Raw genomic sequence first — 13,364 nt, forward strand, 5'->3', positions numbered from 1 at the left:
CCGGTGGATTTCGCCCGAGAACGCTCCGACAGCAAGCAATTCCGAGGTGACGACAGGTGGAGTTACCACCGACCAACACGCCGGGTGGCCGGTGCGTCCCACCGAGGTTCAGGGCGCTTTTTCATGCGGGGGGTCTCAGAGGAGGTATGCTCATCACTCTCGAAGGACTCGACGGGAGCGGAAAGACAACCGTCTGGGAGGCCCTCCACGACACCTACCCCGATGCGGTCTTCACCCGTGAGCCCACCGACGACTCGTGGTATGGCGAGGCTGTCAACCGCGCCATCGCCGACGACGATGCCGACCCATTGGCGACGCTCTTTCTCTTTACTGCCGACCACGCAGACCATCTCTCTCGCGTGATTCGACCGAACCTCGCCGACGGCGAACTCGTCATCTCCGACCGCTACTCCGACTCACGCTACGCCTACCAAGCCGCTTCGCTCCGGCACACCGACCTCGAACGCCCGATGGAGTACATCATGGGCATCCACGCCGCCTTCTCTCGCACCCCGGACAAGACCATCTACCTCGACGTGGACCCCGAGACGGCAGCCGCACGCAGTGGCTCGACGAACAAGTTCGAACAAGCGGCCTACCTCGCGGACGTGCGTGCGAACTACGAACGAATTATCGAGGCCGAACCCGAGCGATTCGTCCGCGTCGATGCGACCCAACCGCCAGAAGACGTCCTCGACGCTGTCGAAGCGGCACTCGAAGAAATTCTCGAAGAAGCCTAACGGACTACCGCGAGTCGGGCATATTTTCGTACTCTTCCGGCGGGGGGACGTACAGCGTATCGATGGTGAATCCAAGGACGAGTGGCATCCCAATCATCACGCCGAGTGCGGCGGCCGGGCTGCCGAGGTTGACACCGATGCCGAGTACCCCCGTGAAGACGAGCGTCGAGAAGAACAGCACCAGCGGGATGAGAAACAGGGCGTAGATGATGTAGCCCCACTGGGTACTCAGCCGAAGGCGGAAGAATCGCGTCATGACCGCCGCGACGAGCGTGTGGAGGAGGATGACGACCCCCAGGAGGACGAGGGAGACGACTGAAACCATACCTGCGCTACGGAGTGAGGCGTCTTTGGCCTATCGTTCTCGGATATCCGGGCGCTCGTGACGTGTTTTTGAGTGGTGATGTTTATCATGAAGGAGCGTGAGAAATCGCTATGCACCGACTCATCGACGAGCGCGGGTTGGCGGACACCAAATTCACTGAGGATGATGCCCGCCTTGCACTCCGCGATATGATTCGGGCGCGCCGGTTCGACGAGCGCGCATTGGCCCTCCAACGACGCGGGTGGATGAGCGGTTATCCGCCGTACCGTGGACAGGAAGCCTCACAAATCGGCGCGGCACACGCCATGCGCGAAGACGACGTGTTGCTCCCGACGTACCGGTCCAACGCCCTCCAACTCGCCCGCGGCGTCCCCGCGAGGGATATGTTCATGTTCCGACGCGGATTCGCCGAGTACCAGTCCGACCACGGCATCCCGATTTTCCCGCAGGCAGTCCCGATTGCCAGTCAAATCCCACACGCGGCAGGCGTCGGTATGGCGTCCAATTACACCGGTGACGATTACGCCGCACTGGTCTGCTTCGGTGACGGGGCAACCTCCGAAGGCGACTTCCACGTGGGACTGAACTTCGCCGGGGTGTTCGACGCACCTGTCGTCTTCTTCTGTGAGAACAACGGATGGGCGATTTCGCTCCCCAGAGAGAAACAGACGGCCAGCGAGTCGATTGCAATCAAAGCCGACGCCTACGGAATCGAAGGCGTCCAAGTCGATGGCAACGACCCCCTCGCAGTCAGAGAAGTCGTCGAAGACGCACTCGAAAAGGCACGTGGCGGCAACCCGGTTCTCATCGAGAGTCTCACCTATCGACAGGGGCCGCACACGACCGCAGACGACCCATCGCGCTACCGCGACGGCCAACAGGATATGCCCGAGTGGCGAACTCGTGACCCACTCGAACGGTTCGAAGAGTTCTGTCGAACCAACGGCGTCGCCGACGACGAACTCATCGACTCGATGTACGAAGACGCGAACGAAGAACTCAGTGAGGCAGTCGAACTGGCCGAAGCCGAAGACGACCTCGGCCCTGAGGAGTTGTTCGACCACGTGTACGCGGAACTCACGCCCGAACTCGCCGCTCAGCGTTCGGAGAACCTGGAATTTGTCGAGAAGTACGGTCCGTTCTCTCTCGACCGGTGAGTGGCCGCTACTCGTCGAGCGAGATGTACGTTTTCGTGTCGGTGACGCCTTGGAGTCCTTGGACCCGACTCGATGCCGTTTTCAGCACTTCGTAGACTGCTTCTGTCTCGACTTCGGCGATGATATCGTATGCGCCAGCGACGATGTGTGCTTCTGAGACGGTCTCTAATTCACGGATTGGCGAAAGCAACTGTTCGGACTCACCGGCGCCTGTTTTCACCATGATAAACGCATGAACCATGTGTGTGATATTCTATCACTCTATGCAAAAGCCTTGCTCCCGGTGAGGCCGGGCGATTCGACTCCGGCGGGGCAAGGTTATTTGCCTCCGCCGTCATACCGTATTCGCATGCGGTTCGTTATCATTGGTTCTGGTCGGGTTGGGCTACGAACAGCTCGCGTTCTCCGCGAAGAAGGACACGATGTCACACTGGTCGAATTAGACCGTGACCGGGCGAGTCGCGCCCGCGACATGAGTTTTGAAGTCGTCCAAGGCGATGGCTCGCACGAAGAGACCCTGCTCGAAGCAGGAATCGAGGATGCCGACGCCCTCGGGGCGCTCACGGCAGACCTCAACGTGAACTTCGCGGCCTGTATGATTGCTAAACACTTCGGTTGTCGAACGGTACTCCGAGTGGACGAAGACTACCGCGAAGAGGTGTACCAAAAGTACGCCAAAGAGGTGGACGAAATCGTCTACCCCGAGCGCCTCGGCGCAATCGGTGCGAAGAACGCACTCCTCGGCGGGTCGATTCAGGCTATCGCAGACATCGCAAAGAGTCTGCAAGTCGTTCTCGTGACGGTGACCGAAAGCTCACCGATGAACGGGTACAGCATCGGCGAGGTCGCACTGCCTTCACAGGCACGATTGCTCGCCTTCGGGAAGAACGGCAAACCGATGGGTATCCCCCTCCCCGACGACTCGCTCGAAACTGGTGACAGAGTTGCGGTCTTAGCCGAATTCGACGTCCTCAACGACGTTCGCCAACTCCTCGTCGGTGACGAGATGGCCGCGACCGCAGGAGGTGTCTGAACGTGGTTCACGCCTACATCATGGTCAAAGCCTCGGCCGTCTCGGGCAGTATCGACGAGCTAAAACAGCACTTGCTGGACGTGGACAACGGCATCGAGAGCGTTCACATCGTCGCTGGCGACATCGACTTCATCGTCAAAGTGGACGTGGACGCCCCCGCCAACGTCAAAGAGATTGCCGGCGGGATTCAAGCCGTAGACGGTATCGAAGACACACAAACGTACATCGCGATGGACTGAGCTTCGCCAGCCCAGTTTCTCCGGCCCGACGCTCCTTTTACATCCGCTTCTCGCAGTCGGTAGTGCGCTTTGCAGTCCTTAGAACCCAGTTCCCGCCGTCTCGCGGGCTTGGTCGAGGATGCTCGACACCGGTTCGGTGTAGTCGTATCCGGGGATGATTCCCTGGACGAACGTCCCTTCGACGTAGTCGATAACGGCGCCAGCGTCGTCGATGCCGCGGCGTTCGTTGATGTCGGTGAAAGAGACGCGGACGACTGCTTCGTCGCCACTGCGCTGTACCTCGGGGACGAGATCGTGGCCTTTGGCGGTGACGCCACCGGCATCTTCCATCCGCAGTTCGAACGTCTCGTACCAGCCGTCTTCGACGACGTCGGCGACGCCCTCATCGACTACCGCAGAGAGCATCGGTACGCGAACGACGATATCGAACTCGATGTGTCCGTTGTCCAGTTCCGAGGCAGTGACTTCGCCGTCGAACGGCGTGGTCACCGATTCGAACGTTCGGCCTGTCGTGTGTTCGAACGACCCGTGGTCGCCGAAGGCCCGCCGAACACGCCCAGAAAGTTCGTCCTGTTCGCTCATGGACAACCGAAGGAACTCCCGAGAGAAAAGCCCGTTGTGTCCGTGTTCGTTTCGCCCTACTGAGGCGTAATCGGCGGCGTGGCGGCACGTTTAAGTAGATTGCCGCGCACCTTTCACGTGACGCTTCGATCTGGAGGGCCGAAGCGTCAGCGGGGACCAAATTTAGGGCGGCATCGCCGCACGGGCTGCTCCCGTGCGGCTGCCCATCCCTTTCTCAGAAACTCACTCATAGAGCGCTGCTGCTGTCGATTTCTGTCGTTTCCCAACTCGAACTGAGTCAAAACGTCGCGTTCGTCCCGAAACGGAGAGACTACTCTTCGGTTCCAGCGCCGTCAGCCGCGAGTTCGGCCATCGTCGGCGACGAGACGGTTTCGTCACTGCTTGGGGACGAGTTGCTTGCAGGCGAGTCGCCGCCACGTTCTCTCGTCTCACCGGCGTCGGTCGAGACTTCGAATCGGTCGGCGAGCGACCGGAGTTCCTCGGTCACGTCTGCGAGTTCCTGCATCTCCGAGGCGACGCCGAGCATCGCTTCGTTCTGTTCGCTGGCCGCGTTGGCGACGGCCGCAGATTCGGTCTGTGCTTCGGAGGAAATCGTCGCGGCTTCGTCGGCCAGTCGGGCAACTGACTGCGCGGCGGTCGCTTGCGTCGCCGCCGCGTCGTCGATTGCCGCGACGCCGATATCGACTTCGCCGAGCTGTTCGACTGCCTCGTCGATGGCGACTTTCCCGTCTTCGATTGCTTCGACACCGACTCCGACTTGCTCGCGTGCGCCGTGTACCTCGGAGACCGTCTCCTCTGCGGTCGTCTCGACTTCGGAAATCGAGTCGGCGATTTCGGTGGTCGCGTCGGCTGTCTCTCCGGCGAGTTCTTTGACGCTCTCAGCGACGACGGCGAATCCAGCACCGGCGTCACCTGCGCGTGCGGCCTCGATAGAGGCGTTGAGCGCGAGCAGGTTGGTCTGGTCGGCAATGTCTTCGATGAGGTCGACGACGTCGCTGATTTGGCCGACTTCTTCGCGCAGTGCTTCGACACCGTCCGCGGCGGCGGCGATTCGCTCGTCGATTTCGACCATCTCGTCGTGGACGGTTTCGGTCGCAGTGCGGCCCGCCGCGCCGTGTTCGCTCGCGTCGCTGGCGAGTCCGGCCAGTTCGTCCGCGGACGCGGCAACCTCTTGGACCGTCGCCGAGAGGTCCTGCATCTCTGAGGACACCTCGTCGAGGAGCGACGCCTGTTCGCCCGCGCCCTCGGAGATGTCGGCGGTCGCCTGCCCGACACGCTCGGAGGCGGCGGTCACTTCTTCGGTTCCGGCGGTGACGCGTTCGCCCGTCTCTTCGACGGTGGCCGCGAACGAGGCCACCTTGCCAATCGTGGATTCGAGGTCCGAGAGCATCGCGTCGATGCCGTCGCCGACGGCCGCCATCGCCTCGTCTTCGGGCGTGACCTCGGTTCGAACGGTCAGGTCACCGTTTGCGGCGTGTTCCATCGTCTCTCTGTAGTCTGCTGCCGCGGTTTCCAGGTCCGTCTGGGCGCGTTCTGCCTCTTCAATCCTCCCCTGTAGCGAGTCGCGCATCTCGGAGAACGCCGCAGTGAGTGCGCCGAACTCGTCCACTCTGCTGGTGGTCAAATCGACTTCGAGGTCTCCGCTCGAGAGCGCCTCTGCGCGCTTGCGGAGACGACGGAGCGAGCGCACGGTCCCGCCACCCATGCTGAGACCGACTAACGCGAGACCGCCGAGTGCAACCGCGATGAGAATCGTCACCTGCTCTTCGACGAACGAGGCGACTGCGTAGGTCTGTGCGGGTGGTGATTCGATGAGGACGGCCCACTCGGTTCCTTCGACTGGTGCGTAGGCGACGAGCGTCCCTTCGCGGGTCAATACGCCCGACTCGCCGTCTATTGCCGCCGCGAGTGCTGGCGTCTCCTCACCGTCGTTGTACAGTCGCAAGACGTTCTTTCCGTACTTGTCGATGGCAATCACGCCCTCCGAGTTGACGACGCGTGTGTGCGACCCCTCGATGGGTTCGTTGAGCGATTCGGCGTGTCGGGTCGCATCGACCACGACGACCACAGCCGCATCTTGCCCTTCGACCGGACTCATGAAGGCGATACGCTCGCCCCCGGCGTAGCGATAGACTTCAGAGATAGCCACACCGCTGGGGTCGAGCATCGTGAGCGACCCGACTGCCCACGAGATGTCGAGGTCTTCCATCGTCTTCGTCTCCAAGGTGGAGTCCGTACTCCGGATGATATCTCGGTTCGACGGCTTGACGTAGTGGATTGCGAGTACTTCGGGCGGTAACTGCTCTTTTTCTTTTTCGAGGACGGGTTCGATTTCGTCCGGGTTGCCCGACCGGACTGCTTCGAACTCCGAGAGCATTCGCGCCGTACGCGTGTGGCCATCGACCCAATTGGCGAGTTTTTCGGCTTCTAGCGTTGCGACGAGTTCGAGGTCGGAGTGCGCGTCTGCTCTGACCTCCGTGCCGACCGACTCGGACACGTAGACCCCTAACCCGCCTAAGACCGCCGCGACGACGACGACGACGAGCAGGAACTTCCGAAGGTAGCTCCTCCTGAACACCTTCGGGACGACCGTAGCGAATTTCATGCTACCGTTCGACAGGCAAATCACTGATAAAGTCCTGACTGTCTGAATATCAGCACCGATAACAAAGTGAGAATTACAACTCAGAGACAGTCGTGAAGATGGCCACCGCCGCCGCACCGGTCGCGCCGCTTGTCATCCCAAGATACAGCGGGATACTGAGCAGCAGACCCAGCACGCCGCCGCCGAGGACGAACGCGGCCATTACGGCAAGCGCGAGGTCGAACCGTGTGGGAAATATCGGTGGCCGCATGGGCTAATTACATATTATTACCGCAGTTCAAAGGGTTTGGGGCTGCGGGTCTACTCGCCGCGCTCTGGGTAGCCACCATCGGCGGGGACTCGACTGGATTCGGCTATCTCGCGGTCGATTTCGGCGAGTTCGACCTCACCGAGTAACTCGTAGGCGCGGGCACGCTCTTCGTAAACCCATCTGTTGCGCATGCCGAGTTTGAGTGCGTTTTCGAAGCATAGAACCGCCGCTTCGGCAAGCCCACGTTCGAGCAGGAAGTACCCTCGATTGTACCACGCCTGCGGGACGCGTGCGTCGAGTTCGACCGCACGCTCGGCGTGTTCCAGTGGGTGTGACGAATCACCATCTTCCCACATCGCGTACGCGAGATTCGTCTCGGCCGTCGCGGCGTGGTCGTTATCGGGGTTGATACGCAGTGCATCGCGGTACGCACCGATTGCTTCGTCGTACTCTTCGAGTTGCGCGTGGGCGACACCCTTGTTCACGAGTGCTTCTTGCACCTGTTCTGAATCCTCGTCACCGAAAGCGATTGCCCGCGTGAAACTGTCGATAGCTTGCTCGTACTCGCCGATACTGACGTACGTCAGTCCGATATCGATGAGGGTCGTGACGTCCACGTCTTCGGGGACGACCTGCGATTCATCCACGAACTCCGCCAGTACGTGATTGTCCGCAGGGTCTATCTGGCGGCCATTCAGGCGGAGTTCCGGTGGGTCGAGGTCGAATCCCCTGTAGGGGTCGTCGAACCCTTGCCCATCCGAGTAGTCGTGTTTTCGCGTCGAACCCATTCGTGTGTATTCGCGGGCCAACGAGATAGCGTGTTCGGGGTGTTACCAAATGTCTGGGTGTTTCAGTGGTCGCTTCCACATCATTTGCCGGGCTACACTGCTCCTTTCTCTCCGGTCGTAGCCCTCGTCTCTTGCTCGTCTCCCCGTGACGGCTTTCGCAGCGGCAGGAAGCTCGATGCGAGTATCGTCACGAGGATGAAGAGAACGATGACCACCAGCACGCTCTTCTGTGCTGTCACCATCGCGTTGTGGATGATTTCCACGACCTGCTGTTGGGTACTTGGCGGCAACCCCTGGATGAACGCCTGCTGTTGTGCTTGTGTCGTCGTATCGACGGCGTTTTGCAGTTGTACCGAAAGCTGACGCCGACTGTCCGCGGAAATCGACGTACTACCCTGCAACTGGGTTACGCCACTGACGACGCTCCCGTAGAACTGCGAGAAGAGTACGGACCCGGCGACGGCCGTCCCGAACGCGTAGCCGAGTTGACTCACCGAGTTGATGACCCCCGACGAGACAGCAGAGTCCGACTCGGGAACGGCGGACATCGTCAGGTCGACCAACTGCCCGGTGAACAGTCCGAGTCCGACACCGATAATCAGCATCGGCAGGACCATCTCGGAGGTGGTCAAATCGAGCGCAAGCCGACTTATCAGCAGTAACATCCCGGCTCCGATGAGTACGAGGCCGACGATGACGATGCGCTTCTGGGCGAAGTACTCTCGCCAGCCGGTTGAGATAACCGCTACCACGAGGGTCGCCGCCGAGAACGGCAACAGCGCGATGCCGGAATCGAACGCCGAGAAGCCGAGTGCTGACTGGAGAAACACCGGTATAGTGAACATGAAACCGGAGAGGAACAGGGACTCGCTCGCAAACGTGGAGGTGCCCGAGATGAACGTCCGGTTTCGCAGGACTGTCAGCGGAATCAGCACTGGTTGGCCTGCACGTTGCTGTCGAATTTCCCACCGGACGAAGGCAACGAGGAAGACTAGGCCAAATCCGATTAACCAGATTGCGGGTGAGAGTCCGAGTGGCTGTATCTGTGTCCCATTAATCACGAACGGTCGAAGCGGTCGAATCCAGCCGTACTGCCCGGCGAGTAACGACCCCACGATGATGGAGACGATTCCCAGAATCGACAGAATCGTCCCCCCCGTATCGAACTGGATGGCCTCTTCGTTCGGCTTCGACGGCAGATACCGAAGGGTCAACCCGACGATTATCAGGACGACGAAGAACTCACCAATCAAACCCCAGCGCCAGCTGCCGTAGGTCGTGAGTGTCCCTCCAATCATGGGTCCGACGGCGACGCCGACGGCCGTCACACCACCGATTGCCCCGAAAGCCTTCGCGCGGTCGCTCCCCTTGTAGTTCTCGACGATAATCGAGTACGTGATTGGCAGCAGCAAGGCGGCGGCGATGCCTTCGATGACCGACCAGCCGAGGAACAACACCGCGAAACTCGGGCTGAATCCTGCCATGAGCGTTCCGACGCTGTATATCGCGAGCGTGATGATGAGGAGTCGTTTGGTGTCGATAGCCGCTCGAAGGCTCCCGCCTGGGATGATGAGCGCGGCCATCACCATCGAGTACACCGCGATAGCACCTTGCAACGCGCTGACCGTGGTGTCCAGGTCCTGAACGATAGACGGAACAGCGACGTTCATCATCGACGAATCGAGGACGCCGAGGAACATGCTTATCGCGGCGATGACCGCTGGCCCCCAGAACTTCATTCCTGATTGTTCGTTCGTAGCCCCCGAATTAATCTCACTCATACGAAGGTAACAGTACGTTGAGTAGTCTGTTAAGGGTAGTCTAGGGGTACCACACTGTCAGTAATCGAATTGCGTTCGTCGTGAGGTTCTCATTTTCTACAGCGTCGGCCGGTGGATTCGGAGGACGAAATTTGAACGCCGAATTTTCGTTTGGTGAAAATGAGGGCAACGAGAGTTCGCCGCTATTGACCACCCTCGGTCGGTGTCCACTCTCGGGGAACCGAAACTGAGTCCGGTTACTAATCGACCGACAGCAACTCGTTTCCGTCAGGGAACGACGAGATTTCCCCACCTCTCTGACGAACGTAAACACACCACACGACTGTTCGAATACATGACAGGTGGCCAAATTGTTTAAATAGACTGGCTTTGCATTGAAAAATCAACTGGGGTGGGGAATAATCCAGGGGGGTAATTCGGGTGGATTCTAGCGGTGGAACTCTCCGGATAAGCCGGCCAGGAGAGTTCTAACCCTGGTCGTAACCCAACCATGAAACTAGGAATTATCGGAGTCGGCAACGCGGGTAGCAAGATTGTCGACAAGATGGTCGAATTCGAATCGCTCACGAATCGGAAACTCTGTCGTCACGTGATGGTGATAAACACCGCACGGACTGACCTCACCAAACCGGACCACATCCCGGAAGAACGACGAATTCTCATCGGAGACACACACCAGAAAGCCAAGGGTCACGGTGTCGGTGGCGACGTCGACGTCGGTGCGGAAGTCGCCCGAAACGACATGGACGAGATTCGACGCGCGTTCGACGACGTGGACATCCACGAAGTGGACGCAATCTTGGTCTGTGCGTCTCTCGGCGGCGGAACCGGCAGCGGTGCAGGGCCAGTCGTCATCAACGAACTGCAGAAGATGTACGACGAACCAATCTACGGATTGGGCGTCCTCCCCGGCAAGTACGAAGGCGGTCGGCCAGCGTTGAACGCGGCCCGTTCGCTCCAATCGTTCGTCAACAACACGGACAACTTCATCGCCTTCGACAACGACGCGTGGCGCTCGAAGGACCAAACGGTCGGTGAGGGCTACGAGGGCATGAACCGCGAACTGGCGACTCGTATCGTCACCCTCCTCGGAGCAGGCGAGTACGACGAACCGACCGTGGCAGAGAACGCGATGGACTCCAGTGACATCATCCGCACGCTCGATACAGACGGTATCTCGTCTATCGGCTACGCGTCCACGTCGGTCGAGAACGGTGACGGGCTCCTCAAGCGATTCCGCGAGGACCACGAAGTCCAGGACAGTTCCAACTCTGCGGCGAAGATAAACGGTCTCGTCCGTCGAGCGGTCAACTCCCGACTTACGCTGCCGTGTGAACCGTCGAGCGCAGACCGTGCGCTCATCGTCCTCTCCGGTCCGCCCTCGGAACTCTCGCGGAAGGGACTCGAGAGTGCCCGTGAATGGATCGAAAACGAGGTCGATACGGTCGAAGTACTCGCTGGCGACGACCCACGAGAGAACGCCTCTGCGCTCTCTGCGGTCGTCTTGCTGTCGAACGTCACCCAGACCCCTCGAATCGAAAAGATTCAGGAGCAAGCGGTTGCTGCTCAGGAGAAAATTGCCGAGCAGGAGGCCGTCCGCGAAGAAGAGATAGCCGACCTGATAACGGACAAAGACGGCAAAATCGACCCGGTCATCTGACCATGAGTCCCGTGAACCGGGAGGTAGCACACACCTCTCAGGGACTGGTGCCATGAAGCTCGCAGTCGTCGGCGTTGGTAACGCAGGGAGTCGTATCGTCAACCAAGTCTTGGAGTTCGAGAAGGAGACGGGTCGAAACCTTTGCAACGGGAATACCCTGCTCATCAACTCGACGCCAACCGCGTTCGACGCCCCCGAACACGTTCCCGAAGAGCGTCGGCTGACTATCGGAGACGTCTACTGGGAAGCGAGCGGCGAAGACATCGACGGCGACCCGGATTTGGCGGCCGAAATCGCCCGCGAGGAGAAGAACGACATCATCCGTGCGTTCGACCTCATCGAGTTCCATCAGGTAGACGGCATCCTCGTCGTCGCCGGACTCGGGCGCGGAACCGGCGGCGGTGCCGGTGCCGTCGTCATCGACCAGTTGAAAGAAATCTGTGACGAACCGGTGTACGCAGTCGGCGTCCTTCCCGCCACGTCAGAAGGACAAGAACCGGCGTTGACCGCCGCACGAACGCTTCAGTCCTTCGTCGCCACGGCGGACAACGTCATCACCTTCGACAACGACGCGTGGCGAGACGCCGACTTCGACTCTGTGGGTCGTCTGCAACCTGAAGAAGACGATGCCGCAGACGAAGCGACAGGCTCCGACGAGGACGTGCCCACCGACGATACCGACACCGCTGACGCCCCCGACACTGCTGACGCGACCAACCCTGCCGACGACTCCACCGGTGAGTTCGAGCGCATGAACGTCGCACTCGCCGAGCGACTCGTCACACTATTCGCCGCAGGCGAGTTCCGCGGGAGTACCGAGTCCGAAAACCGGATGGACCCGAGCGACATCATGCGGACGCTCGATACGGGCGGCATCTCGTCTATCGGCTACGCCTCGTTCGACCTGCCACAGGCCGGTGGGGTTCGCTCGTGGGTTCGTTCGATGAGCGACCGCTTTGCGTGGATGCCCGACTCCAACTGGGCAAACAAAGCCGAGATGGACGACGACGATACCGCGACTGACGCGGCGAAGATAAACAGACTCGTCCGCAAAGCGGCGCTGTCGAAACTGACGCTCCCGTGTGAGATTTCGAGTGCCGACCGAGCGCTCATCGTCCTCACTGGCCCGTCTCGAACGCTCTCTCGAAAGGGATTCGAGGGTGGTCGATATTGGCTCGAACGAGAAGCCGACATCGTCGAAGTGATGGCGGGCGACGAACCGCACGACAGGGCTCCGTCGCTCACCGTGGTCATCCTGTTCTCGAACGTGACCGACGTCGATAGAATCAAAGAGATTCAGGAGACTGCCATCGAACACCAACAAGCCTTGGACGCCGAGGTGTCAGAGGTCGGGGCGGCTGATTCGAGATGACCAGTCCAATCGACCCGGAGTGGGACGACTCCCCGTGGTGGATGCCGAACTGGGCCGCAGAGATGGTCACAGGCATGCGAATCGACCTGCGGTGGTTGCACATGTCGTGGATGGAGGTCGTCTTCGCCCGTGACCGCAGCAATTCGGTCGTCGAAAACCGAAAACCGGAGGACACCGGCGGTGCTGTCGCGTACCACCTGTGGGCGGCCCTCGGCGTACTCTTCCTCGTCGTCGGCTATCCGCTCTTCGTCGTCGGTCTCGCCACCCGATATTACGCCCACCGAATCGACCGATTCACGGCCGGACTCGGGTTCGTTGGCGTGGCTGTGCTTTCGGTCCTCATCTGGGGTCTCTTCTCGGCAGCGACGTACATCTCACCCATCGCGTTCGAAGGGTTCGTCGCCGTCGTCGTCGCGGGCGTCGTCGCAACTATCTCTGCGGTTCTCACACTCTACTTCAAGCGTCTGGATGGTCGGCCCGTGACCGTCCTCCTCGCATATCCACTCGGTGTAACAGCTATCTTCCTTCCCCCAGTCGTCGCATCACTCTACTCCCCGACGCTGGCGTCTATCGTCTTCCCGAGTTCGACGTCGCTTGCAATCTGGATTCTCGACAACGTCCTCGACTTCGCTGGCGTCGCCTCGTTCATCCGTGCCTCCTTCGAGTTGCAGGGATTGGCGTACGTCGGCATGTGGTTCGCCCTCGCGGTTCCAGTTGGCTGGTTCCTCGGCGGACTCGTCACGCTCGTCGATGGCGTCAGGAACGACGGTCCATCGAGCCACGTCGACGACGGTGGGTCGCGATTGTACTGACGAACACTTTTTTCGCAACT

The 13,364-nt window shown here is 60.2% G+C and carries 14 protein-coding genes; 7 read left to right on the top strand and 7 right to left on the bottom strand.

Annotation, left to right across the window (positions count from 1 at the left end):
• Window positions 1-146: 146 nt before the first annotated feature.
• Window positions 147-740, top strand: coding sequence for a dTMP kinase (gene tmk, locus ACK509_RS10965; protein WP_410766574.1), 594 nt, complete (start codon window positions 147-149; stop codon window positions 738-740).
• A gap of 4 nt (window positions 741-744) precedes the next feature.
• Here tmk and ACK509_RS10970 read toward each other — a convergent pair whose 3' ends face one another.
• Window positions 745-1,065: a hypothetical protein gene (locus ACK509_RS10970; RefSeq protein ID WP_410766575.1), complete on the bottom strand. Its 321-nt coding sequence runs from the start codon at window positions 1,063-1,065 to the stop codon at window positions 745-747.
• Between the two features lie 110 nt (window positions 1,066-1,175).
• On the opposite strand from ACK509_RS10970, the gene ACK509_RS10975 reads away from it, so the two are divergent.
• Entirely contained in the window at window positions 1,176-2,222 is a 1,047-nt protein-coding gene (locus ACK509_RS10975) for a thiamine pyrophosphate-dependent dehydrogenase E1 component subunit alpha (protein ID WP_410766576.1), read from the top strand.
• A 7-nt stretch (window positions 2,223-2,229) separates the two neighbouring features.
• Here the strand turns inward: ACK509_RS10975 and ACK509_RS10980 are convergent, their stop codons facing one another.
• Complete coding sequence (locus tag ACK509_RS10980; protein WP_410766577.1) at window positions 2,230-2,463, bottom strand: Lrp/AsnC ligand binding domain-containing protein; 234 nt, start codon at window positions 2,461-2,463, stop codon at window positions 2,230-2,232.
• A 108-nt stretch (window positions 2,464-2,571) separates the two neighbouring features.
• Here ACK509_RS10980 and ACK509_RS10985 point away from each other — a divergent pair, with 108 nt between their 5' ends.
• Complete coding sequence (locus tag ACK509_RS10985) at window positions 2,572-3,255, top strand: potassium channel family protein (protein ID WP_410766579.1); 684 nt, start codon at window positions 2,572-2,574, stop codon at window positions 3,253-3,255.
• Window positions 3,256-3,257: 2 nt separating this feature from the next.
• Window positions 3,258-3,494, top strand: a complete 237-nt coding sequence (locus ACK509_RS10990) for an Lrp/AsnC ligand binding domain-containing protein (protein ID WP_410766580.1) — start codon at window positions 3,258-3,260, stop codon at window positions 3,492-3,494.
• 78 nt (window positions 3,495-3,572) lie between these two features.
• Here the strand turns inward: ACK509_RS10990 and ACK509_RS10995 are convergent, their stop codons facing one another.
• From ACK509_RS10995 to ACK509_RS11015, 5 genes are all read right to left on the bottom strand, one after another.
• Window positions 3,573-4,076, bottom strand: a complete 504-nt coding sequence (locus ACK509_RS10995) for a DUF5813 family protein (RefSeq protein WP_410766581.1) — start codon at window positions 4,074-4,076, stop codon at window positions 3,573-3,575.
• 310 nt (window positions 4,077-4,386) lie between these two features.
• Window positions 4,387-6,681, bottom strand: a complete 2,295-nt coding sequence (locus tag ACK509_RS11000) for a methyl-accepting chemotaxis protein (RefSeq protein ID WP_410766582.1) — start codon at window positions 6,679-6,681, stop codon at window positions 4,387-4,389.
• A gap of 73 nt (window positions 6,682-6,754) precedes the next feature.
• On the bottom strand, window positions 6,755-6,931 hold the full coding sequence (locus ACK509_RS11005; protein ID WP_410766583.1) for a hypothetical protein: 177 nt from the start codon (window positions 6,929-6,931) through the stop codon (window positions 6,755-6,757).
• A gap of 50 nt (window positions 6,932-6,981) precedes the next feature.
• The gene (locus ACK509_RS11010; RefSeq protein WP_410766584.1) at window positions 6,982-7,719 is read right to left on the bottom strand and encodes a tetratricopeptide repeat protein; all 738 of its coding nucleotides are present in this window, start codon (window positions 7,717-7,719) and stop codon (window positions 6,982-6,984) included.
• A 92-nt stretch (window positions 7,720-7,811) separates the two neighbouring features.
• Window positions 7,812-9,500 (bottom strand): MFS transporter, encoded by a 1,689-nt coding sequence (locus ACK509_RS11015; RefSeq protein WP_410766585.1) that lies wholly within the window; start codon window positions 9,498-9,500, stop codon window positions 7,812-7,814.
• Window positions 9,501-9,990: 490 nt separating this feature from the next.
• On the opposite strand from ACK509_RS11015, the gene ACK509_RS11020 reads away from it, so the two are divergent.
• The 3 genes from ACK509_RS11020 to ACK509_RS11030 are packed head-to-tail and all read left to right on the top strand — an operon-like array spanning window position 9,991 to window position 13,344.
• Window positions 9,991-11,160: a tubulin/FtsZ family protein gene (locus tag ACK509_RS11020; protein ID WP_410766586.1), complete on the top strand. Its 1,170-nt coding sequence runs from the start codon at window positions 9,991-9,993 to the stop codon at window positions 11,158-11,160.
• A 52-nt stretch (window positions 11,161-11,212) separates the two neighbouring features.
• Window positions 11,213-12,532, top strand: a complete 1,320-nt coding sequence (locus ACK509_RS11025) for a tubulin/FtsZ family protein (protein ID WP_410766587.1) — start codon at window positions 11,213-11,215, stop codon at window positions 12,530-12,532.
• Window positions 12,529-13,344: a hypothetical protein gene (locus tag ACK509_RS11030; protein ID WP_410766588.1), complete on the top strand. Its 816-nt coding sequence runs from the start codon at window positions 12,529-12,531 to the stop codon at window positions 13,342-13,344. Before ACK509_RS11025 ends, ACK509_RS11030 begins: the two co-directional genes overlap by 4 nt.
• The last annotated feature ends 20 nt before the right edge of the window (window positions 13,345-13,364 follow it).

Origin of the sequence: Haloferax sp. DFSO60 (genome assembly GCF_046557615.1) — an archaeon.
GTDB lineage: Archaea > Halobacteriota > Halobacteria > Halobacteriales > Haloferacaceae > Haloferax.